The sequence below is a fragment of the Pseudomonas sp. TJI-51 genome (genome assembly GCF_000190455.2).
Taxonomy (GTDB): Bacteria; Pseudomonadota; Gammaproteobacteria; order Pseudomonadales; family Pseudomonadaceae; genus Aquipseudomonas; species Aquipseudomonas juntendi.
The window spans coordinates 1-22,043 of sequence record NZ_AEWE02000119.1; the positions used below are offsets into that span (position 1 = coordinate 1).

At 64.3% G+C, this 22,043-nt stretch carries 24 protein-coding genes; 11 read left to right on the plus strand and 13 right to left on the minus strand.

Going from position 1 to position 22,043, the window contains the following annotated elements:
• Positions 1-64 precede the first annotated feature (64 nt).
• Positions 65-1,084 (minus strand): Glu/Leu/Phe/Val dehydrogenase dimerization domain-containing protein, encoded by a 1,020-nt coding sequence (locus tag G1E_RS22675; RefSeq protein WP_009682681.1) that lies wholly within the window; start codon positions 1,082-1,084, stop codon positions 65-67.
• A 123-nt stretch (positions 1,085-1,207) separates the two neighbouring features.
• Between G1E_RS22675 and G1E_RS22680 the strand changes: the two genes are divergently transcribed.
• The gene (locus G1E_RS22680; RefSeq protein ID WP_009682680.1) at positions 1,208-2,014 is read left to right on the plus strand and encodes a SirB1 family protein; all 807 of its coding nucleotides are present in this window, start codon (positions 1,208-1,210) and stop codon (positions 2,012-2,014) included.
• Here the strand turns inward: G1E_RS22680 and maiA are convergent.
• Genes maiA through hmgA form a run of 3 tightly spaced genes read right to left on the minus strand, consistent with a single transcriptional unit; the run spans position 2,008 to position 5,249 of the window.
• A complete protein-coding gene (maiA, locus tag G1E_RS22685) occupies positions 2,008-2,640 on the minus strand; it encodes a maleylacetoacetate isomerase (RefSeq protein ID WP_009682679.1) in 633 nt (210 codons plus the stop codon). The two genes, G1E_RS22680 and maiA, sit on opposite strands and share 7 nt — an antisense overlap.
• 11 nt (positions 2,641-2,651) lie before the next feature.
• Entirely contained in the window at positions 2,652-3,944 is a 1,293-nt protein-coding gene (fahA, locus tag G1E_RS22690; RefSeq protein ID WP_009682678.1) for a fumarylacetoacetase, read from the minus strand.
• A 3-nt stretch (positions 3,945-3,947) separates the two neighbouring features.
• Positions 3,948-5,249: a homogentisate 1,2-dioxygenase gene (gene hmgA / locus G1E_RS22695; RefSeq protein WP_009682677.1), complete on the minus strand. Its 1,302-nt coding sequence runs from the start codon at positions 5,247-5,249 to the stop codon at positions 3,948-3,950.
• Between the two features lie 173 nt (positions 5,250-5,422).
• Here hmgA and G1E_RS22700 point away from each other — a divergent pair, with 173 nt between their 5' ends.
• Positions 5,423-6,205, plus strand: a complete 783-nt coding sequence (locus tag G1E_RS22700) for an IclR family transcriptional regulator (protein ID WP_009682676.1) — start codon at positions 5,423-5,425, stop codon at positions 6,203-6,205.
• Positions 6,206-6,596: 391 nt separating this feature from the next.
• Here the strand turns inward: G1E_RS22700 and G1E_RS22705 are convergent, their stop codons facing one another.
• The 4 genes from G1E_RS22705 to G1E_RS22720 form a co-directional block, all read right to left on the minus strand.
• Positions 6,597-7,508: an SDR family oxidoreductase gene (locus G1E_RS22705; protein ID WP_009682675.1), complete on the minus strand. Its 912-nt coding sequence runs from the start codon at positions 7,506-7,508 to the stop codon at positions 6,597-6,599.
• Between the two features lie 114 nt (positions 7,509-7,622).
• Complete coding sequence (locus tag G1E_RS22710) at positions 7,623-8,528, minus strand: alpha/beta fold hydrolase (protein ID WP_029886900.1); 906 nt, start codon at positions 8,526-8,528, stop codon at positions 7,623-7,625.
• A gap of 176 nt (positions 8,529-8,704) precedes the next feature.
• On the minus strand, positions 8,705-9,391 hold the full coding sequence (locus G1E_RS22715; RefSeq protein ID WP_009682673.1) for an LrgB family protein: 687 nt from the start codon (positions 9,389-9,391) through the stop codon (positions 8,705-8,707).
• Positions 9,381-9,767, minus strand: coding sequence for a CidA/LrgA family protein (locus G1E_RS22720; protein WP_009682672.1), 387 nt, complete (start codon positions 9,765-9,767; stop codon positions 9,381-9,383). Before G1E_RS22720 ends, G1E_RS22715 begins: the two co-directional genes overlap by 11 nt.
• A gap of 96 nt (positions 9,768-9,863) precedes the next feature.
• Here G1E_RS22720 and G1E_RS22725 point away from each other — a divergent pair, with 96 nt between their 5' ends.
• The gene (locus G1E_RS22725; RefSeq protein ID WP_029886899.1) at positions 9,864-10,760 is read left to right on the plus strand and encodes a LysR family transcriptional regulator; all 897 of its coding nucleotides are present in this window, start codon (positions 9,864-9,866) and stop codon (positions 10,758-10,760) included.
• 69 nt (positions 10,761-10,829) lie between these two features.
• Here the strand turns inward: G1E_RS22725 and G1E_RS22730 are convergent, their stop codons facing one another.
• The gene (locus tag G1E_RS22730; protein ID WP_009682669.1) at positions 10,830-11,285 is read right to left on the minus strand and encodes a flavodoxin; all 456 of its coding nucleotides are present in this window, start codon (positions 11,283-11,285) and stop codon (positions 10,830-10,832) included.
• Between the two features lie 127 nt (positions 11,286-11,412).
• Here G1E_RS22730 and G1E_RS22735 point away from each other — a divergent pair, with 127 nt between their 5' ends.
• Both G1E_RS22735 and G1E_RS22740 read left to right on the plus strand, forming a co-directional pair.
• Complete coding sequence (locus tag G1E_RS22735) at positions 11,413-11,841, plus strand: PAS domain S-box protein (RefSeq protein WP_009682668.1); 429 nt, start codon at positions 11,413-11,415, stop codon at positions 11,839-11,841.
• A gap of 59 nt (positions 11,842-11,900) precedes the next feature.
• Complete coding sequence (locus G1E_RS22740; RefSeq protein WP_009682667.1) at positions 11,901-12,518, plus strand: hypothetical protein; 618 nt, start codon at positions 11,901-11,903, stop codon at positions 12,516-12,518.
• Here G1E_RS22740 and G1E_RS22745 read toward each other — a convergent pair.
• The gene (locus G1E_RS22745) at positions 12,503-13,438 is read right to left on the minus strand and encodes a MerR family transcriptional regulator (RefSeq protein ID WP_029886898.1); all 936 of its coding nucleotides are present in this window, start codon (positions 13,436-13,438) and stop codon (positions 12,503-12,505) included. The genes G1E_RS22740 and G1E_RS22745 overlap by 16 nt on opposite strands.
• Positions 13,439-13,653: 215 nt before the next feature.
• On the opposite strand from G1E_RS22745, the gene G1E_RS22750 reads away from it, so the two are divergent.
• From G1E_RS22750 to G1E_RS22765, 4 genes are read left to right on the plus strand one after another with little or no spacing between them, the layout of a single operon-like run.
• Entirely contained in the window at positions 13,654-14,214 is a 561-nt protein-coding gene (locus G1E_RS22750; protein ID WP_009682664.1) for an antibiotic biosynthesis monooxygenase, read from the plus strand.
• Positions 14,215-14,247: 33 nt separating this feature from the next.
• Positions 14,248-14,985, plus strand: coding sequence for a dihydromonapterin reductase (folM, locus tag G1E_RS22755; RefSeq protein WP_009682663.1), 738 nt, complete (start codon positions 14,248-14,250; stop codon positions 14,983-14,985).
• Between the two features lie 8 nt (positions 14,986-14,993).
• Positions 14,994-15,290 (plus strand): DUF1244 domain-containing protein, encoded by a 297-nt coding sequence (locus G1E_RS22760; RefSeq protein ID WP_009682662.1) that lies wholly within the window; start codon positions 14,994-14,996, stop codon positions 15,288-15,290.
• Positions 15,283-15,624 carry a HopJ type III effector protein gene (locus G1E_RS22765; RefSeq protein WP_009682661.1) on the plus strand — a complete coding sequence of 114 codons (342 nt, stop codon included), beginning with the start codon at positions 15,283-15,285 and terminating at the stop codon, positions 15,622-15,624. The genes G1E_RS22760 and G1E_RS22765 overlap by 8 nt, the downstream gene beginning before the upstream one ends.
• Before the next feature lie 118 nt (positions 15,625-15,742).
• On the opposite strand, the gene fabV is transcribed toward G1E_RS22765, so the two are convergent.
• Positions 15,743-16,954, minus strand: a complete 1,212-nt coding sequence (gene fabV / locus G1E_RS22770) for an enoyl-ACP reductase FabV (protein ID WP_033690367.1) — start codon at positions 16,952-16,954, stop codon at positions 15,743-15,745.
• A 251-nt stretch (positions 16,955-17,205) separates the two neighbouring features.
• Between fabV and G1E_RS22775 the strand changes: the two genes are divergently transcribed.
• Positions 17,206-18,384, plus strand: coding sequence for an acetyl-CoA C-acetyltransferase (locus G1E_RS22775; RefSeq protein WP_009682659.1), 1,179 nt, complete (start codon positions 17,206-17,208; stop codon positions 18,382-18,384).
• Between the two features lie 135 nt (positions 18,385-18,519).
• Here G1E_RS22775 and G1E_RS22780 read toward each other — a convergent pair whose 3' ends face one another.
• Positions 18,520-19,344 carry a 5-methyltetrahydropteroyltriglutamate--homocysteine methyltransferase gene (locus G1E_RS22780; protein ID WP_047150128.1) on the minus strand — a complete coding sequence of 275 codons (825 nt, stop codon included), beginning with the start codon at positions 19,342-19,344 and terminating at the stop codon, positions 18,520-18,522.
• Positions 19,345-19,568: 224 nt separating this feature from the next.
• Between G1E_RS22780 and G1E_RS22785 the strand changes: the two genes are divergently transcribed.
• The gene (locus G1E_RS22785; RefSeq protein WP_009682656.1) at positions 19,569-21,056 is read left to right on the plus strand and encodes a methylenetetrahydrofolate reductase C-terminal domain-containing protein; all 1,488 of its coding nucleotides are present in this window, start codon (positions 19,569-19,571) and stop codon (positions 21,054-21,056) included.
• Here the strand turns inward: G1E_RS22785 and yjiA are convergent.
• Complete coding sequence (gene yjiA, locus G1E_RS22790) at positions 21,016-21,993, minus strand: GTPase (protein WP_009682655.1); 978 nt, start codon at positions 21,991-21,993, stop codon at positions 21,016-21,018. The genes G1E_RS22785 and yjiA overlap by 41 nt on opposite strands.
• Positions 21,994-22,043 lie beyond the last annotated feature (50 nt).

A 22,043-nucleotide genomic window follows, 5' to 3' on the forward strand; every position in this document is an offset into this window, starting at 1 on the left:
CCTGATGCGATCCCCGTGGGCTCGCTTGCCAGCGATGAGGCCGGTGCATGCAACACAAACCCCGTCAGCCATACAACAACCGCTCCGCCAACATCTGCGCCACCCGCGCCGGCGAGCGTTTCTCTGCTTGGGCATGGCCGAACACTTCGGTCAGCCGCGATGGTATGCGTGCCAGGTGCGAGGTGATGGTGCCCAGGTCTTCGCCACGGTGGGTGAGCGCCACGTAAATCAAGCCACCGGCATTGATCACATAATCGGGCGCATACAGTATCCCGCGGGTCTCCAGCTGGTCAGCCACCTGCAAGGTGGTCAGCTGGTTGTTCGCCGCCCCCGCCACTGCCGCGCAGCGCAGTTGCATCACGCTCTGCCCGTTCAGCACCGGCCCCACACCGCACGGGGCAAAGATGTCGCAGGGGGTGCTGATCAACGCATCGTGGGTCACCGGGTGGGCATCGAGCTGCTCAACAGCCAGCCGTACCCGCCCTGTGTCCAGGTCACTCACCAACAGTTCCGCCCCCGCCGCATGCAGTTGTTCGGCCAGGGCGTAGCCAACATTACCCAGCCCTTGCACCGCTACCCGCAGGCCTTCGAGGTTGTAGCTGCCCAAGCGGGCATAGGACGTGGCGCGGATGCCGGCGAATACCCCCATTGCCGCATGCGGTGAGGGATCACCCGAGGCCGTGGTACTGGTCACATGCGGCGTGCTCTGGGCGATGCAGTCCATGTCCAGGGTCGAGGTGCCACTGTCCACGGCAATGATGAAACGCCCTTGCAAGGTATCGACGAAGCGGCCGAAGGCCTCGAACAAAGCTGCGCGGTTTTCCACATGCGGGTTGCGCAAGATCACCGCCTTGCCGCCCCCAACGGGCAAGCCCGCCAGTGCCGCTTTGTAGCTCATGCCCTGGGCCAGGCGAATCGCGTCGGCCATGGCGCTTTCGTCATCGGCGTACGGCAGGTAGCGGCAGCCACCCAGCGCCGGCCCCAACTGCTGGCTGTGGATCGCCACCACCGCTTTCAGGCCCGTGGGCGGGTCGGTGAACAAGTGCAGTGACTGGGTACGGGTGCTTTGCATCAGCGCGAACATCGACAGGCTCCCCAACAGGTGCTGCACCCAGTATAAGCCCGGCCTCATGTTTGCAGCCGCCGGCAGACCACTGGACGAAACCCCGCACGGCAGCTAATACTCAAGCGAGTGTGGAGAAGCCCCATGAACCCACGTCAAGCCTGCCTGGCCTGCCTGGAACGCGAGCCCGTCGCCCTGCTGGAAGCCGCATTGTGGGTTGCCGCCGAGCACGACCCTAACGTCGCGCCTGCCGCCAGCCTTGCCACCGTGCACGACCTGCAGCGCGAAATCAGTGCCCACCTGCCCATGCTACCGTTGAGTGAACTGGCACAGCCTCTGCTGCGTCAACTGAATGCACTGGGGTTTGTGCAAGACGAATACCTGCCGTTGCGGCCACATGCCGCCATGCTGGACAAGGTGCTGCAACGCCGCCGAGGCCAACCGCTGGCCCTGGCCATCCTCGCCCTCGAGCTGGCCAGGCGTTTGTGCATACCGCTGGAGGGCGTGGGTTTTCCCGGGCACTTCCTGTTGCGCGTGCCGGGTGCCGACCACCTGCTCGACCCCTGTGGCGGCAGGCGCCTGTACCCCAGCGACTGTCGCGAGCTGCTGGCACGCCAGTTTGGCCCCGACCTCCCGCTGACGGCAGAGCACCTGCGCACCGCCAGCGCGCAGCAGATGCTGCAGCGCCTGTCGCGCAACCTGCGCCAACTGCATATCAGCAATGACAACCACCTGGCGGCGTTGATCGACGCCGAACGGGTCATGCGATTAGGGCCGGTGCAGGTCGCGGACTACATGACCCGCGCCTCGCTTTACCAACACCTGGACTGCCCCCAAGCCGAACGCTACGACCTGGAGCATGCCCTGCTGCTGACGGAAGACCCGGTCCAGCGCCTGAAGCTGTGCGAGCGCATCGGCAAGCTTCCGGCGACGAACCGCTCACTTCACTGAGCCGGGGTGTCCGGCTGCCGGGCCGGGTGGGCCTGGGCGAATGCCGGGTGCGCGGCTGCCAGTGCGGCAACCCGTTGAATGCGCGGGCAACCGCCAAGGTCGACAGCGAAACGCTCAGCCGCGTACAACTGCGGAATCAGGTACACATCGGCCAGGCCCGGGGTATCGCCAAAACAGAAACCCTCATCGCCAATCAACTGTTCCACGGCCGCCAGCCCCTGGCTGATCCAGTGTGCGATCCAGTCGTTCACCTGGCCCTCGTCCTGACCGCCCTGGCGCAGCCGGTTCAGCACGCTGACATTGTGCAGCGGGTGAATGTCGCAACCGATGATCGCCGCCACACCGCGCACCTTGGCCCGCCGCTCGGCATTGGCCGGCAGCAGGGCGGGCTGTGGGTACACCTCTTCCAGGTACTCGATGATCGCCGGCGACTGCACCAGCACTTCACCGCCGTCATTGCGCAAGGCTGGCACGCGGCCCTGCGGGTTGACGGCCCTGTAGCCGGCGCCACGCTGTTCACCTTGCAGCAGGTTCACCGGCAAGGCCTGGTAGGCCAGGCCCTTGAGTGCCAGCGCGATGCGCACCCGGTACGACGAGGTGGAACGGTAATAGGTGTACAGCTCCATGCCCTGCCCCCTCAGTTGGCCGCGACGACCGTGCCACGGCATTCGCCGAAGCCGATGCTGGCCACGCCGTCACGCTGGCAGCGGGCGCGCAGGATGATCTCGTCACCGTCTTCGAGGAACTTGCGCACCTCGCCACTGGCCAGCTCCACCGGCAGTTTGCCGCCTTCGGTGATTTCCAGCAGGCTGCCGTACGAGCCAGGGGTGGCACCGGAGAGGGTGCCCGAGCCGAACAGGTCGCCCGGCTGCAACTGGCAGCCGTTGACGCTGTGGTGGGCAACCAGTTGGGCCACGGTCCAGTACATGCTGCGGGTGTTGCTCAAGGTCAGGCGGTGCGGGGCAAGGCCCTGCTCACGCATGCGCGCGGTCAGCAACAGCACTTCCAGCTCGATATCGAACGCGCCCGCAGCCTGGTCGCGCTCGTCCAGCAGGTACGGCAGTGGCTGCGGGTCGCCTTGCGGCCGGGCCGGCTGGGCGCAGCGGAACGGCGCCAGCGCCTCGGCGGTGACCACCCACGGCGAAATACTGGTAATGAAGCTTTTCGACAAGAACGGCCCCAGCGGCTGATATTCCCAGGCCTGGATGTCGCGCGCCGACCAGTCGTTGAGCAGGCACAGGCCGGCCACGTGTTCGGCAGCATCACCTACCGCAATCGCTTCACCCATGGCGTTGCCCTGGCCTACCCAGATACCCAGTTCCAGTTCGTAGTCCAGGCGCGCACAGGGGCCAAAGCTGGGCTCGGTGTGCCCGGCCGGCAAGGTCTGCCCCTTTGGCCGGCGCACCTCGGTACCCGAGGGGCGGATGGTCGAGGCACGGCCGTGATAACCGATCGGCACGTACTTGTAGTTGGGCAGCAACGGGTTGTCGGGGCGGAACAGCTTGCCGACGTTCTTGGCGTGCTCGATACCCACGTAGAAGTCGGTGTAGTCACCGATCTGCGCCGGTACGTGCAACTGGCAGTCGCCGGCGTGGAGCAGGGCCGGCTTCAGTGCCGCCTGGTGTTCGCTGTGTTCACCCAGCAATGCCTGCAAGCGTTCGCGCAGGGCCAACCGCGCGCTGCACCCCAATGCGAAGAATGCGTTCAGTGCCCCACCCTGGGTCGCCTCGACGGCAGCCTTGGCTGCGCCGTCGAACAGGCCGGCGGCCAGCACCGCCTCCAGGTCGAGGATTGCGTCGCCAATGGCCACGCCACAGCGCTTGGCTTCACCTGGCCGGCTGAAGATGCCCATTGGCAGGTTCTGCAGCGGGAAGTCGCTGTGCCCGTTGGCGTGCTCGACCCAGCTACGGGCAATGGCAGTGTGGTTCATGGGTTATCTCCGGTTCGGGTTGAAGGTGCTCGGCAAGGTGGCCCAGCAACTATCGTAGTCGGCCTGCAATTGCGGGCATTGCAGCGCTTGCACGCTCGGGCGCAGCACCTGGCTGGTCTCGAACATGAACGCCATGGTGTTGTCGACCTTGTGCGGGGCCAACTCGGCGGCAATGGCTTTTTCGCAGGTTTCGGCATCGGGCCCGTGGGCGCTCATCACCCCGTGCAACGACGCCCCACCCGGCAGAAAGCCCTCGGCCTTGGCATCGTAGGCACCCTGGATCAGGCCCATGAACTCGTTCATCAGGTTGCGGTGGAACCACGGTGGGCGGAAGGTGTTCTCGGCCACCATCCAGCGCGGCGGGAAGATCACGAAGTCCATGTTGGCCAGGCCATGCACGCTGGTCGGCGACGTCAGCACGGTGAAGATCGACGGGTCCGGGTGGTCGAAACTGACCGTACCCAACGTGTTGAAGCGGCGCAGGTCGTACTTGTACGGCACGTTGCTGCCATGCCAGGCAACCACGTCCAGCGGCGAATGCTGAAGTTCGCAGGCCCAGTGCTCACCCAGAAACTTCTGGACAAGCTGCTGCGGGCCGGTGGTTTCTTCGTAGTGCGCCACCGGGGTGAGGAAATCCCGCGGGTTGGCCAGGCCATTGCTGCCGATCGGGCCCAGGTCCGGGAGGCGCAAGGGGGCGCCGTGGTTTTCGGCGATGTAGCCGCGGGCCTGGCCGTCGAGCAACTCGACACGGAACTTCATGCCACGCGGGATCACCGCAATCTCCAGCGGCTCGACCTGCAGCACGCCCAGCTCGGTGGCAATGCGCAGGCGACCCTGTTCCGGCACCAGCAACAGTTCGCCATCGGCGTTGAAGAACACCCGTTCCATGGAGCGGTTGGCGCGGTAGATGTAGATGCTCACGCCGCTCGGTTTGTCTGCCGTGGCGTTGGCCACCATCGGCAGCCAGCCTTCGATGAAGTCGGTGGGTTCGGCGGGAATCGGCTGGGGGCCCCAGCGCAGGCGATTGGGGTTGATGCCCCCCAGCGGGCCCTGTAGCGGTTGGCGCGCCAGGCGCTCGAAACGTGGGTGCAAGGCAGACGGGCGGATACGGTACAACCAGGTCCGCCGCAGCTCGCTGCGGGCCATGGTGAACGCCGTGCCGGACAGCAGTTCGGCGTACAGCCCGTAGGGCGCCTGCTGCGGCGAGTTCTGCCCGACCGGCAAGGCACCGGGCAGCGCTTCGCTGGCAAACTCGTTGCCGAAGCCGCTGAGGTAGTGAAGGTCGGGTGATGGATCGCGATTCATCGGTGCCTCCGGGCTCTGGCCGAGCCGTTGCGGGCAGTTGGCTGCAGGCCCTGGGGTGGGCGGCAGCGGGTCTGCATTGTTTTTATCGTAATCAGATTACGAATAACGTAATTTGCCCCGCGCATGGCGTCAAGCTATAAAGGCCCGACTGAAGAATCCGGAAGCAGCTGTCCATGGCCAAAGCCAGTACCACCGCCGACAACGGCAAGCAGAAAGTCCGCTCTGCGGAGGTCGGCACCGACATCCTCAAGGCCTTGGCTGAATTGGCCCCTTCCACCTCGTTGTCACGCCTGGCCGAGCATGTGCAGATGCCGGCGAGCAAGGTGCACCGCTACCTGCAGGCATTGATCGCCAGCGGGTTTGCCGAACAGGATGCTGCCACCAACCATTACGGCCTGGGGCGTGAGGCATTGCGGGTGGGGCTGGCGGCGCTGGGCAGCATCGATGTGCTGAAAATTGCTGCACTGCCCCTGTCGCAACTGCGCGACGAACTGAACGAAAGCTGCTTCATCGCCGTGTGGGGTAACCAGGGCGCGACCGTGGTCAGCATCGAGCCCGCGGTGCGGGCGGTGACCGTGGTGACGCAGATCGGTTCGGTGCTGCCGCTGCTCAGCTCATCGACCGGGTTGGTGTTCGCTGCCTACCTGCCCGAGCGGGAAACGGTAGACCTGCGTGACCGTGAACTGGCCGCCCTGCAGCACTCTGCCGACGATTATCAAGCGCTACTGGCCGGCATACGCGAACGTGGCCTGCACCATGTACACGGTTTGTTGATGCCGGGCGTGGATGCATTGTCGGCCCCGGTATTCAATGCCCTGGGGCAGGTTGCGGCGGTGATGACCGTGGTCGGGCCTACATCGATCTTCCATGCCGACGAGCATGGCCCGGCGGCACAGCGGTTGCTGGCGGCAACGCGGGAAACCAGCTGGCGAATGGGCTACTCGCCCGCGGCTTGAACAGTTGCGCAACTGTTGCCCGAAACGTAAAGGTGAATGTCATAAGCGGCTATTTTTCCTACGGGATCAAGCGCTTATTCTTTACTCACTGGCCGGCATGAAGGGCTCTCCCCCCCGCCTTTCAGGCCTGCGAGGTGCACTGACGTAGATTTTGAAGCTCCTTGATCTAACGTCTCGATTGGCCGCTGCGGCTTGCAGCGGCTTTTTTTTTTGCGCTGAATAATGACGCCCGCGGACATCGGCAAAGCCTCAGGGCCACGCGACACCTGTAGGAGCGGCCTTGCGTCGCGAACGGGCTGCGAAGCAGCCCCTGCAATTTAGCCGCCAACGCTGAAATCCTGTGGCCGCTTCGCGCCCCTTTCGCGACGCAAGGCCGCTCCTTACAATGGCCTTACAACGGGTATTTCTGCAGGTTGGCCATCATCTGCTGCAGCGCCTGCAAGCTGTCCTGCGGGTGCACTGCCCCTTCGAAATCACCAATGTGCTCCCACTGCTGCGCGACCTGCTCGGGCGTAAAGCCTTCGCGCGGGTCGAAACCCACCCCCAGGCTACGCTCCCAGCGCACCTTGCCGATCCAGCCCCCGCCCACCTCGAACAGCTCGCCGCTGCCCTGGCACTGTTCGCTGCCCAGGTACACCACCAAGGGGCTGACCAACTCCGGCTTGAGCCGTTCGAACACCTGCGGGGGAATCAGCCCTTCCGTCATGCGCGTACCGCCGGTTGGGGCAATGGCGTTGACCAGGATACCGTGCTTGCGCCCTTCGATGGCCAAGGTCCGGGTAAGCCCGTACAGGCCCAGCTTGGCCATGCCGTAATTGGCCTGGCCAAAATTACCGTAGATACCAGAGGTGGATGCCGTGAATATCACCCGCCCCCAGTTCTGCTCACGCAGGTGTGGCCAGGCCGCGCGGGTAACTTTGTAGGCGCCTTCGACATGCACCTGGTAAACCTGCTCCCAGTCGCTGTCGTCCATCTTGTGGAAGGTCTTGTCACGCAGGATGCCGGCGTTGTTCACCACGACATCGACGCGGCCATAGCTGTCCAGGGCCTGCTCGACAATGCGGGCACCCTGGCTGACCGAGTCATGGTTGGCAACCGCACTGCCCCCGGCGGCGCGAATCTCCTGCACCACCCGATCAGCAGCGCTGGCGCTGGCGCCCTCCCCGTGGGTGGAACCGCCGAGGTCGTTGACCACCACCTTGGCCCCGCGCGCGGCGAACAGCAGCGCGTGGGCACGGCCCAGGCCGCCACCGGCGCCGGTAACGATCACCACACGATCTTGCAGAAGTACAGGCTCGCTCATGCCAAGGGCTCCAGGCAGGTTCAGGTCAGCCGAGTGTCTGCCGCCGGCGGCAAGCAGACAATCAAGCTCACGCAGGCTGAATGCCTGGTAATAACGCCGAGCCATGAGGCCCGCTCAGGACCACGCCACTTTCGCCTGGCAAAAGCTCAGCGGTTGCTCACGAAAGGCCAGGTAATGCCGCAGCACCTGCACCGGCGCCTCGGTGTGCGGGTAGTGGCCTATACCCTGCAGTTGCACGGTGTCTGGCTGTGGCACCAGTTGCCGGTAACGCTCAAGCATGTGCGCGCCGGACAATGGGTCGACCATGCCGTTGATCAGCCGCATGGGCACACCTGGGCACTGCATGGCCGCAACCCAGCGCTCACGGTGCAGGCGGCGCTCCAGCAGGTAGCCCACCAGTTTATGCAGCACGCGCGTACCGCGGTTGGCGGCGATCAGGCTCCAGAAATCGTCCAGGGCACTTTCGCTCGGGTGGGTGCAGGGGCCATGGACCTGGGTCATGTTGCGCACCAGGTCGTCACGCCCGAAGGAGCGACCCACCAGCCAGCCGAAGCGGCTCAGCAGCAACTTCTGGATCAGCAGCAGGTGACAGCTTTCGGCGAACAGGCCACTGTTGAGAAATACGCAGCTGGCTACCTCGGCGCGCTGCTCATGGTGCCGCGCCAGCAACTCCTGAGCGACGCTGCCGCCATAGTCGTGAGCCAGCAGGTGCACCGGTTGGTCCACCTGCAAGTGGGCGAGCAGCGCCTGCTGCAGGTCGGCTTGCTCGATCAGGCTGTAGGCGTGGTCCACCGGTTTGGCCGAATCGCCAAAACCGAGCATGTCGCAGGCAATCACCCGAAAGCGTTGCGTCAAAGGCCCCCACAGGTAATGCCAGTCCCAACTGGCGGTGGGGAAGCCGTGTAAAAGAAGCAGGGGCTCTCCTTGCCCTGCGGTCCAGTAGCGGATGCTCTGGCCCCGGAATGTGAAGCTCTGTCCCCGGGTACGCCAGACGCACAATGGAATTTCGGCCAAAGGCATCAGAAGTAACCCGGTTAAGTGGTGTGGACTGGATAGGGCAAGGCTGCGGTCATTGCATGTCACCTCGGCACTTTCATGTGCTCTCTATGTCGAGGGTGAGTCTAGCCAGCCCTACCAGGGGTGGAACTTGCGTTGCCAGCCAGCTTGATGACTGAGCGAGTCAGTGGCACGAACGGTCAGAGCAACATGGCCAGCAGCGGTGCTGCGAACAGGTTCAGCAGTCCGGTCAGGACCATGACCAGGCCGGCCACCGAGCCTTCCTCGCGGCCCACTTCCTGGGCCCGGCTGACCCCGGCGCCGTGCGCGCCCACGCCGAACAATGCCCCCCGGGCCAACGGCGTGCGCAGCGGCAACCAACGCAGCAGCACGCCACCGAACATGGCACCGAGCACCCCGGTGAACATCACGAACACCGCCGTCAGCTCGGGCACACCGCCCAGGTCATGGGCCAAGGGCATGGCAAAGGGCGTGGTGATGGAACGCGGCACCAGCGACAGGCTGGTCGCATTGTCCAGCGCCAGCAGGTGCGCCAACCCCCAGGAACTGGCGATGGACGCACTGCTGCCCGCCAGCATGCCGACCAGCAAGGCCGGCCAATGCCGGGCAAGCATGGCCCGCTGCTGCCAGATCGGCACGGCAAAGGCCACGGTCACCGGGCCGAGCACGCCCATCAGCCAGTGGGTATTGCGCGCGTACTCGGCATAGGCGGTGTGCAGCGGCACAGCCACCGCCAGCAGCAACACCGGCACCAGAATCAGCGGCGACAGCAGGTAGCGCTTGCTGCGCCGGTACAGCCAGCGGCTGCCCAGGTAAGCCAGCAACGTCAGCGCCAGCCAGAACAACGGCATGGGTTCAAGGCTCATGGCGCATGCTCCAGCGGCACACAAGTTCGACGGTCAGGGCCGTCACCACCATCACCATCAGCGTGCTCACGGCGATCACCAGCAGGATGCGCCAGCCCTCGTCCCGGATCAGCGCGCCATAGTCCAGCAGGCTCATCAGTGCAGGAATGAAGAACAGCAGCATTTCGGCCATCAACCAACCGGCGCCGAGTTGGAGCATGGCTGGCTTCAGTGCCCCCACGGCGAACAACAGCAACAACAACGCCAGGCCCATGACCCCGCCGGGAATAGGCCAGCCCAGCCAAGTGGCCAGCTGGCCACCGAGTGCAAACAGGGCATACAGGGTCGCCAGCTCGGCAAGCAGGCGCAGCAGTTTTTTCAGTAACGCGGGTTTCATGGCGGTGTTCCTCGACAGGCCCTCATTTTAAGTTTTGGCTGCCTAGGCCAGAAGCGAATTGTTAGACTGGCTACCATTCCATAATGGAATTGGCACATGGAATTCAAACAGCTGCGCAGCTTCATCGAAGTGGTGCACCGAGGCGGCTTTACCCAAGCCGCACAGACCCTGCACATCAGTCAGTCGGCCGTCAGCAAGCAAGTGGCGCAGCTTGAGCAAGATGTGGGCCAGCCGCTGCTGGAACGCCAGGCATCACACCTGCACCTGACCGCCGCCGGGCGCATCGTGCTTGAGCGCGGCGAGGCCCTGCTGCGCCAACGCCAGGCGCTGCTCAACGAATTGGACGATCTGAGCCAGATGGAGCGTGGCGAACTGCGCCTGGGCTTGCCGATGCTGGGCAGCGATGCGCTGTTCGCCGGTTTGTTCGCCGAATACCGGCGGCGCCACCCGAACATCGCCATCCAGCTAGTTGAGGGTGGCAGCCGTAGCATCGAGCAGGCCGTCAGAAGTGGCGAGCTGGAGCTCGGTGGCAGCCTTACGCCCAGCGACGACGGGTTCGAATACCAGCCATTCTGCAATGAGCCGCTGGATGCCCTGCTACCGGCGGGGCATGCGTTGGCAGGCCTGGGCGGGGTGCACCTGAAGCAATTGGCCGCAACGCCGTTCCTGCTCTACCAGCGCAGTTTCGTGCTCAATGACCGTTTGGTGAAAGCCTGCCAGCAGCAGGGCTTCACCCCGACGGAAGGCGGGCGCAGTGGCCAGGCGGATTTCCTGGCAGCGTTGGTCGCGGCAGGCCAGGGCGTGGTGCTGCTGCCCCGGGTGGTGGCAAAAGCCCTGGAACGCCCTGGTGTGGTGCGTATGCCCCTGCGCTCACCGGGGGACCTGCGCTGGGACATTGCCTTCATCTGGCGGCGTGGCGCGTATTTGTCGCGGGCCGCGCAAGCGTGGTTGGCGCTGCTGCGCGAGTGGCCGGTACCCGGCAGCGAGGCATGAATCGGGATCTGGCTGGCAGGTCTGCCCGGACACTCCCTGCGGCAGGCCCATAATTGCTAAACCTGACCGTCAGCCTTTCAAGGCATCAGCCAACTCGGCCAGCCACGGCTCGGCATCCGTTTCCGGGGTCACCGTCTCGCTGGCATCCAGTTGCAGCATCGGCTGCACCTCGCGCACGCCCAGCTCGGCAAACAGCTCGCGCAGCTGTTCGCCACCCCCGCAGTAGGTATCGCCATAGCTGGAATCGCCCAGCGCAATCACTGCACCCGGCAGGCCACGGAAGGCCGCTGGCAGGCTGTCACGCAGGCTGCTGTACAAGGGCATCAGGTTGTCCGGCAGCTCACCCATACCGGTAGTCGATGTCACGGCCAGCAGGGCCTGCGGGGCAAAACCTTCAAGGTCCTGCAAAGTGGCCCGTGCGGCGTGCCAGGCTTGGTAGCCGGCGGCCTTGAGCTTCGTTTCTGCATGACGGGCGACTTCTTCGGCGGTGCCATAGACCGATCCGGAAATAATGGCGACTTTCATCGGGTAGAGGATTCCGAAACTGAGTGAAAACGTAGGATACTAGCATTCAGCGCTGGCAAAAGGCCGCCTCTGCCAAAGCCGCCTGCTACAGCGCGTCCGTTTTTACTGCCTGCCGCATGGCCTGAACATGATCAACGCAAAACTGCTGCAATCGATGGTCGACGCATCCCATGACGGGATCGTGGTTGCCGAACAGGAAGGCGACGACACCATCCTCATTTACGTCAACGCCGCGTTCGAACGCCTGACCGGCTACAGCCGGGACGAAATACTCTACCAGGATTGCCGCTTCCTGCAGGCTGACGACCGTGACCAGCTCGCGCGTGCGCGCATTCGCAAAGCCTTGGCCGAACGCCGCCCGTGCCGGGAAGTGATGCGCAACTACCGCAAGGATGGCACTGCCTTCTGGAACGAGCTGTCGATCACGGCGGTAAGGAACGACGCCGAGCGACGTACCTACTTCATCGGCATTCAGAAGGACGTCACCCGCCAGGTGGAAATGGAGCGAGAGCTGGCCGAACTGCGCGCTCGTCTGAAAGCCGACGAACGCACCTGAACCAAGCCCCCCGGTTACGGTCAACTACGTTGAAGAAATCGCCACCACCGAGTTCGATCATGCAAGCAGACGCCCTTCTTACCCAGGACGAGCTGGATTTCATTCAGAGCATGCAGCATTCGCCCAACCTGAACCTGGCCGACTCGATGTCGAGCCTGCAGGTCAATGGCGACCGCCGTATCCAGAGCTTGCTCACCCGCCTGGTGGCCAATGAACAAGTGACCTTGCAGGCGCAATTCAACAACCAGCAAATCAGCTTCCCGCTGCAATTGGTGGAAGACGAATTCCACGCTTTGCACCTGCAAGTCGGCTCCCCGGAAATCTACGAGGACGGCCCCATGCTGCGGCCATGGCGCCTGTCGCTGGAGCAGCCCAGCGCCCTGCTCGACGGCCATGGCGCGCCTGGCGGGCTGTGGGTACGGGAAATTTCCTTCAAAGGCGTGCTGGTGGAGCTGCGTGGCCTGCCAAGCGCGCCGGCACGTTTCGACCTGCGCTTCGCCCCCGGCAACATCCAGCCGATCGAACTGCAGGGTGTGCTGGGCCGGCGTATTGGCCCGGACCTGGCAGCGTACGACCTTGGCCAAAGCCCAGCGGAAGAAATCGAACGCCTGCGCGACTACATCCTGCAGGCCCATTGCCGCGCCCACCCCGAACTGCACACTCAGGTGTCCAGCTGACCTGCCAGGCACTGGCGCAGACGCTGACGCATCACCCCGCCCTGTGCCCCCAGGCAAACCAGGGGGCTACCCGCCAGGCCGCCGCTGGCCTGGTCCGTTGCCTCTCCCGCCAGCAATAACGCGCAGCCCAGCACCGACGCCAGCCGCTTCAGATAGCGGCTGACCTCTGCAGTGAGCGGCTGGTGGGAAAACAGCACGAGGGCGTCTGGTTTCATGCGTTCGCAGACCAGCGCCAGCTCTTGCAGGGGCTGCCCACACACCAACGGCGTCACGCCAACCTCGTCACTGCCCAGCAGCAGGCTGGTGACCAGCAGTTCAAGCTCATGGCATTGCCCCGGCAAGGGCACCAGCAGCACGTTGTGGCGACGCGGCGCGGCCGCCAGCTGCAAACGCGTGAACACCCGCCCGCGCAAAAACTGGTCAAAAAACAGCCACTCGCTGGTCTGGCCGTAGCCGCCATGGCGCACGGCCAGGTCGTGCCACACCGGCATGAAAACCTCAGCGAAAACCTGATCGAGCGTGCTGGCGGCAAACACCTCCTCATAAAGGCGGCCCAGCCCTGGCAGGTCAAAGCGTTGCACTGCCAAGCGCACCTGCTGCTGCCAGCCTAGCGAGCTGTCCACTGCGCGCGTGGCCTGCCCGGCAAGCGCCTGGCTGCGGGCAAGGATGCTGCCCACCTTGCTGACCGCCACGCCGCGCTCCAGCCAGCCGAGGATACTGCGGATATCGTCGACGTCCCCCTGGGAATACAGGCGGTGGCCGCTGTCGGTGCGGATGGGCTGGATCAGACCGTAACGGCGCTCCCAGGCGCGCAGGGTCACCGCATTGACGCCAGTCAGGCGGGAGACTTCACGGATCGGAAACAGCACTTGCTGCTCGAAGCTCGCATCGCCCCCCGGCTTGCGTCCCAGTTCGCTCATCTGCACGGCATCCTGTGTGCTGGAATAGAGGGCCTAGTCTACTACGACAGCGCCGGGCACAGGTTGCGACCATTTGCCGGCTGACAGTTGCCACACAGCACAACTGCGCGATAATCCGCGCCCGATTCTTGCATGTCTGCCTGCGTTGCCCACCACCCCGGGCCACGCAGCCAAGGGGCCGGCTACCCGCCAGCCCCGTTGCCAGGAGATACACAATGTCTACCCCACCCGTTACCCTGATGGTGTCGCGCCGCGCCGCACATGGCCGCTACCAGGACCTGTTGGCCTGGCTGCATGAGGGCGAACAGCTGGCCACTGACTTCCCCGGCTACCTGGGCTCGGGCATTCTCGCCCCACCCCACGATGGCGACGAGTTCCAGATCATTTTCCGCTTCAGCGATGAGCCCACCCTGCATGCCTGGGAGCATTCGGCCTCACGGCGGGCCTGGTTGCAGCGCGGCAATGGCCTGTTCGAGCGCCCCAAAGAGGCGCGCGTCAGTGGCATTGACGACTGGTTTGGCGCCAGTGCGGTGCAGAAACCGCCGCGCTGGAAACAGGCCGTGGCCATCTGGCTGGCGTTCTTCCCGGTGTCGTTGGCGTTCAACACGGCGTTCGGCCACTGGCTGGCCGCACTCGACCTGGTACCACGGGTACTGCTCAGCACCCTGGCCCTCACGCCACTGATGGTGTACCTGTTCATCCCGTTGTCCACCCGCCTGCTGGCCGGTTGGCTACAGCCCTCTTCGGCCACCGCGGGCGCCCTGCGCAGCCGCTGAGGCCAGGCCGTACAACGGGCAAACAGTTCGGGTATGCTGGGCGGCAACCACAGGACAGACAAGTTGACCGCCCCGAACATGAACAGCCCAATTCTCGTTACCGGAGCCAGCCAGCGCGTCGGGCTGGCCCTGGCCCTTGAACTGGCACAGGCCGGCCATACGGTGGTCAGTGCCAGCCGTACCGTACAGCCACAGGCGGCCCACCCGAACATCGTGCAGTTCCAGGCAGACCTGTGCCGGGCAGACGACCGCCAGGCGCTGATCGACTACCTGGTCGAGCATTACGACGGCCTGCGCGCCATCATCCATAACGCGTCGTTGTGGCTGGACGATGGCCTGGACAACCTCGAGACCATGTTCCGCCTGCATGTAGAGGCGCCCTACCACCTCAACCTGGCCTTGGGCGAAATGCTGGCCAAGCAGGACAAGGCCGACATCATTCACATCTGCGACGAAACCTCCTCGCGCGGCAGCAAGAGCCACATTGGCTATGCCGCCACCAAGGCTGCGCTGCAGAACATGGTGCTGTCGTTCGCTGAAAAATATGCGCCCAAGGTGCATGTGAACGGTATCCTTCCCGGGCTGCTGATCCTCAAGGAAGGGGGTGACGAAGCCTACCGCCAGCACACCTTGAAAAAGGCCCTGCTGGAGTTCGAACCCGGCGCCGGGCCACTGATCGAGACGGTCAAGTACCTGCTCGCCAGCCAGTACAGCACCGGCAGCCAGGTGGTCATCAATGGTGGCCGCCACCTGAAGAATCGCATGACGTGAGAGCCCACATGACCCCACAGCAACAGCTTGAACTCGAAGCCGCCGCGTTCCGGCGCCTGGTCGACCATTTGCAGAAACGCACCGACGTGCAGAACATCGACCTGATGAACCTGTCCGGCTTCTGCCGCAACTGCCTGTCCAAGTGGTACAAGGCTGCGGCTGACGAGCGTGAGCTCGACCTGAGCCTGGATGACGCCCGCGAAGCGGTGTACGGCATGCCTTATGCCCAGTGGAAAGCCCAATACCAGAAAGAAGCCAGCGCCGAGCAGCAAGCGGCGTTCGAAAAAGGAAAACCTCGTGACTGATCTAGATACCCTGCGCGCCAGCCTGGCCAGCGGCCAACATGCCTTTGCCGACACCCTGGCGTTCATTGCCGAGCACTACAGCTATCAGCCGCAGGCGTTCAACAATGGGGGTGTCGAGAATGCCGCCGGGCAGAACGAAGGTTCGTGCAAAACCTTGGGCCTGGCAGTGCTTGAAGGGCTGAGCGATCAGGAAGCGTTGCTGGCTTTCGGCGAGCACTACCGGGATGTGCTGGCCACGCCTGAGGGCAGTGACCATGGCAATATCCGGGCGCTGATCAAGCACGGCCTGGCCGGTGTGACGTTCGCTGCGCCGCCACTGTCGCGCAAGGCTTGAGATTGCCGGGGCTGCTTTGCAGCCCATCGCCGGCAAGCCAGCCCCGACACAGGCCTTGAAGGCACCGCTGTCGAAATGGGAGCTGGCGTGCCAGCGATGAGGCCAGCACGGTGTGAAATTACAACTCGACGCAGTCGAACTTCACATCGGTGGCTACGTCTTCGTCGTAGTTGACGTCAGCGCGCTCAAAGCCGAACAGGTTGAGGAACTGCTTCTTGTAACCGGCGTAGTCGGTCAGCTGGAACAGGTTCTCGGTGGTCACCTGCGGCCACATGGCCTTGCAGGCATCCTGCACGTCGTCGCGCAGTTCCCAGTCGTCCAGGCGCAGGCGGGCCTTCTCGTCCACTTCGGCCGGGGCGCCATCGGCACGGTACATGCGGTCGCGGAACATGCGGTCCAGTTGGTCCTGGGTACCCTCGTGCACACCCTTTTCCTGCATGATCTTGAAGACCATCGACAGGTACAGCGGCATCACCGGAATGGCCGAGCTGGCCTGGGTCACCACCGACTTCAACACCGCCACGTTGGCGCCGCCCTTCACTTCAGCGGCCAGCTTCTTGTCCAGGCGCAGCGCGGTTTCATCCAGGTCCTGCTTGGCCTGGCCCAGGGCGCCGTGCCAGTAGATTGGCCAGGTGATCTCGGTGCCGATGTAGCTGAAGGCCACGGTACGGGCACCCTCGGCCAGTACGTCGGCGCCCGCCAGGGCGTCGATCCACAGTTGCCAGTCCTGGCCACCCATGACGGTAACGGTGTCGGCGATTTCCTGCTCGGTGGCCGGCTCGATGCTGGCCTCGATGATGGTGTCCTTGTTGGTGTCGATGGCAGTCGACTTGTACGGCTGGCCGATCGGCTTGAGTGCCGAGCGGATCACTTCACCGGTCTGCGGCAGCTTGCGCACCGGCGACGCCAGCGAGTAGATGACCAGGTCGACCTTGCCACCCATTTCGTTCTTGATCAGCTCGATGACCTTGGCGCGGGCTTCGTTGGAGAAGGCGTCGCCGTTGATCGACTTGCTGTACAGGCCCTCGGCCTTGGCGAACTTATCGAAAGCCGCAGCGTTGTACCAGCCAGCGGTGCCGGCCTTGGTTTCGGTGCCTGGCTTTTCGAAGAATACGCCCAGGGTGTCGGCCTTGAAGCCGAACGCTGCAGTAATGCGTGCTGCCAGGCCATAGCCACTGGAAGCACCGATGACCAGGACCTTCTTCGGACCATCCTCGCGCACGCCCAGCTTGCGGGTGGCTTCGATCTGGTCACGGACGTTGAGCTCGCAGCCCTTCGGGTGAGTCGTGGTGCAGATGAAACCGCGAACCTTAGGATGAATGATGGCCAATGTCTGTACCTCGTCAGGTTTATGCTGGGGAAGCGCCACATGGGCGTTTCCTGTTGATCAGAGGGTGAGACTACCCCCGCAGGTTATCCGACACATATTACGGGGTGATCCGGGCGATGCAAAACCGGGGTGGACCGCTGCGCGCCCATTCATTTGCTTTTCACATCAATCTCAAAGAAAAACAAACTTAACAAATGAGCCCAGGGCACCGATGCTTGAAGCCCTACGCCCACCGCACGGAGAACAACAACATGAACGACGTGGTCATCGTCGCCGCAACCCGTACCGCCATCGGCAGCTTCCAGGGTGCCCTGGCCAGCGTGCCTGCGGTCGACCTCGGCGCCGCCGTGATCAAGCGCCTGCTGGAGCAGACCGGGCTGGACCCGGCGCAGGTCGACGAAGTCATCCTCGGCCAGGTGCTGACCGCCGGCGCCGGGCAGAACCCGGCGCGCCAGGCCGCGATCAAGGCCGGCCTGCCCTTCAGCGTACCGGCGCTGACCCTGAACAAGGTCTGCGGCTCGGGCCTGAAAGCCCTGCACCTGGCGGCCCAGGCCATCCGCTGCGGTGACGCCGAGGTGGTGATTGCCGGGGGCCAGGAGAACATGAGCCTGGCCCCCTATGTGATGCCCTCGGCCCGCACCGGCCAGCGCATGGGCCATGGCCAGCTGATCGACAGCATGATCACCGATGGCCTGTGGGATGCCTTCAACGACTACCACATGGGCATCACTGCCGAAAATCTGGTGGACGAGTACGGCCTCAGCCGTGAACAGCAGGATGCCTTTGCCGCCGAGTCGCAACGCAAGGCACTCGCTGCCATCGAGGCCGGCCGCTTCGATGCGGAGATCACCCCTGTCGTGCTGCCGCAGAAGAAGGGCGAGCCGAAAGTGTTCGCCCGTGATGAGCAGCCGCGCCCGGACACCACTGCCGAGTCGCTGGGCAAGCTGCGCGCAGCGTTCAAGAAAGACGGTAGCGTCACCGCTGGCAATGCCTCCAGCCTGAACGACGGCGCTGCCGCCGTGCTGCTGATGAGCGCCACCAAAGCCGAGGCCCTGGGCCTGCCGGTGCTGGCGAAGATCGCCGCTTATGCCAGTGCCGGGGTAGACCCGGCGATCATGGGCATCGGCCCGGTTGCGGCAACGCGGCGCTGCCTGGACAAGGCCGGCTGGCAGCTGAGCGAACTGGACCTGATCGAAGCCAACGAAGCCTTTGCTGCACAGGCACTGGCCGTGGGCAAGGCGCTGGAGTGGGATGCGGCACGGGTCAATGTGAACGGTGGGGCGATTGCCTTGGGCCACCCGATTGGTGCGTCCGGCTGCCGGGTGTTGGTGACCTTGTTGCACGAGATGATCAAGCGCGATGCCCACAAAGGCCTGGCGACCTTGTGCATTGGCGGTGGCCAAGGTGTTGCACTGGCTATCGAACGTTGAGCGGCGTTTGAGTTGAGCAGGCCCGGCCTGTTCGCGGGCTTGCCCGCTCCCACAGGGTAGCGCAGGTTTCAATACATGCGCTGTACCTGTGGGAGCGGGCAAGCCCGCGAACAGGCCGGCACAAGCAGCAGATGATCAAGCCGCGACTCGGTACTGCTCCAGCGAGGCGGCCAGCGCAGCCACTTCGCGGCACTTCTGCACAGCCACCTCTACGGTGCCATGCGCCAACGAACAGGCCGGCGCCAGCCACAGCCGCGCCCCCAGGCGTTCATGGGCGTCTTGCAACAGCCCCAGGGCATTGTCCGACTCGCAAGGCGCGCCATCGCGGCCATCAACCAGGCCCAGCGACAGCACTTTGTAGGCCGGCAGGCGGTCAAGGATGGCCTGATACTGTGCCGGCGCCTGCACCAGATCGATGTGCAGGCCATCGACTGGCAGGTTGGCGGCCAGGCCAAGGTTGCCATCCAGGCCACCGGCGTACGTGGCAATCAACTTCTTCAACGGTGCACGCTGCAGGATGTTGTAGACGCGCTCGAAGGCGTTTTTCCAGTCCTGTGGCAGGTCGTGGGCGAGGATCGGTTCGTCGATCTGGACCCATTCGACGCCCAGCGCAGCCAAGCGGTTGAGGGCCTGATCATACAAGGGCAGCAGGCGATCGAGCAGTTCCAGCTTGTCGAAGTCGGCGTTGCGGGCCTGGCCCTGCCACAGGTAGGTCAACGGGCCAATCACGACAGGCTTGATGGCATGGCCCAGCGCGTTGGCATGCTCCACCTCTTCGAACAAGGGTTCCCAGTTGAGGGCAAACGGCTGGTCATCGGTACCCGGCAGCTGGCCACATTGGCCGGTTTCGCCGACAGGCAGCAGTTCGATACCGGCGTCCTTCTGCACTTGCCAGTGGCGGGCCCGCAGTTCGCGGTCGCCGCCAATGTGTGGAAAGCCCAGGTTGTGTGCCAGTGCCATGTGTCGCCCCTCAGCATGCTCAAATTGATGAGGGGATTTTCCAGTGGATCGTGGTGTTGAGACAAACTCATAAAATTTGAGATGAACCCAAGAAATTCTCATGATCCTGAGGGCGCAGGGGCCGACCCATGTCTTGTTCAGAGCACCAGCCTGCGCATCCGGACATGACCTCCTGCCCCTTCTGCCGCACAATGCCACCCTGACCATACCAGGTGCCCGGCCTCATGAGCCTGCTGAAAACCGCGCTGCGTGAACACCATTTCGTCTGTGTCATGGAGTTTGTGCCCAAAGCCTCTGCAGAACGCTTCGCTGCGATGCAAGCGATCATGGACCGTGCGCAGCTGTGCGGCTGGCCAATGACCGTGGCCATCGGCGACCGCGTCGGCAGCCCGCTGGACATGTCGCCGCTGGACGCCCTGGCCTCGTTCGACCGCCCGGTGCCGGCCCTGCCGCATTTCTCCGGCAAGGACCGCGAACGCCACCACTTGCTCGCGCAATTGCAGCGCATGGAGGCGGCCGGCCTCGACCAGTTGCTGCTGCTGACCGGTGACCGTTTGCCTGGGCATGAACCCGGCCAGCGCCCGGTGCGCTACCTGGAGTCGGTGGCCGCGCTGCAGATTGCCCGCCAGGCCTGCCCGCACTGGTTGCTGGGCGCGGCGCTGAACCCGTTCAAGTACCACGAGGAAGAAGGCGGTGCGCAGTACTTCAAGGCCGAGAAAAAACTGGCTGCGGGGGCCGACTTCCTTACCTTGCAACTGGGCTTCGACGCAGCCAAACACCAGGAAGCCATGCACTGGATGCGCCGCCAGGCCGCGCCCAAACCCATGCTGGCCTGCCTGATGAGCCTCAACCATGGCCGTGCAGCGATGCTCGACCACGTCGCCGGCGTGACCGTTACCCCCTCCATGCGCGAGATGCTCGAGGCGGAAACGGCGCAGTCCAAGGCTTTTGCCCAGTCGCGCAGCGTTGATCGCCTTGCCTTGCAGATCATCGGAACGAAGCTGATGGGTTACGCGGGCGTGCACCTGTCGGGCATTCATGACCTGAAGCAGCTGCTTGCCCTTGAAGCGCGACTGGCGTACTGGCAAACGCACGTCCACACCCTGGAGCAATGGGCGCCCGCCTGGCAAGCCAGTTGGCAAATGCCGGGGCTGCCGGCAGTCACCTTCCATCCCCCCCAGGCCAACTGGCGCCAGGGCGAATCAAGGGTCGATGCCTCGTTCAAGGAAAAAGCCCGCTACCACCTGATGCATGGCATGCATGGGCTGCTGTTCAGCCGCCGCAACAGCCTGAGCAAGGCGTTTGGCTGGGCGGTGCGCCAGCCACTGTGGACTACCCGCCTTGGCGCACAGGTGCTGCACACCCTGGAGCGCAGTGTTAAGCGCCCGTTGGTTGGCTGTGATACCTGCGGCCGCTGCCGCCTGGAAGACACCTTGTACACCTGCCCGGAAACCTGCCCCAAGGGCCTGGCCAATGGCCCCTGTGGGGGCACCGCGCTCAACCGCTGCGAGTTCGGCGACCGCGAGTGCATCCACAGCATCAAGTACCGCACGGCCAAGGCCGTGGGGCAAACCGCCGTGCTGAGGGAGCGGCTGATCCCCTGCATCGAGGAGCAAACGCGCCACCGCAGCTCGTGGCCGCAGTGGTTCGCGCCACCCTCGCCGGGCCGGGTCAGCCCTCAGCCAGCGCCTCGAACCCAGCCCGAATCGTAGCCTCGGGCAGGTCATCGGCAATGAAGACCATCACGCTTTCGCGGGTTTCGCCTTCGACCCACTCGGCGTCCCAGTCGAAGCCATATAGCTTGAGCACACCCTGGAACACCAGCTTGCGGTCCTCGCCGGCAATGTTCAGCACGCCCTTGTAACGCAGCAGCTGCTTCCCATGGGTTTCCAGCAGCTCGTTCATGAAGCCGCTGAGGCGGTCGATATCCAGCGCGGCTTCGGTACGCAACACCAGGGTGCCGATGCGGTCGGGGGTGGCCGGCTTGAGCACCGGGCGCAGCGAGGGTTTCAGGTTTGCGCCCAGGTCGGGGTTGAGGTTGAAGCCGCGCACGTCCAGCAACTCTGCCAGGTCGATGCAACCGTGCTCGACCACTCGGATCGCCGCCCGCCCGTTGATACGGGCCAGGCGTTCGCGCAGGGCCTGGACCGCAGCCGGCTCGACGAGGTCGGTCTTGCTCAGCAACAGGCGATCGGCAAAGCCAACCTGGGCCTGGGCGATGGTCTGGGTCAGATGCAACTCGGCATGCTTGGCATCGACCAGGGTGATGATGCCGTCGAGGATGTAGCGCTCGCGCAGTTCCTCGTCGATGAAGAAGGTTTGCGCCACCGGGGCCGGGTCGGCCAGGCCGGTGCATTCGATCACCAGGCGGTCGAAGGCGATTTCGCCGGCATCCAGGCGCTCGAGCAGAAGGTACAAGGCGCGGGTCAGGTCGCCATGGATGCTGCAGCACACACAGCCGTTGGCCAGGGTCATCACCTGCACCGGCTGGTCGCCCAGCAACTGGCTGTCGATGCCGGCGTCACTGAATTCGTTTTCGATCACCGCCAGCTTCAGGCCGTGCTCGGCCTTGAGCATGTGTTTGAGCAAGGTGGTCTTACCGGCACCGAGGAAGCCGGTGAGGATGGTTACGGGAATGGGCGTCTGCACGCAGAACATCTCCTGTGCGGAAAAAACACTGGCCCCATCGCCGGCAAGCC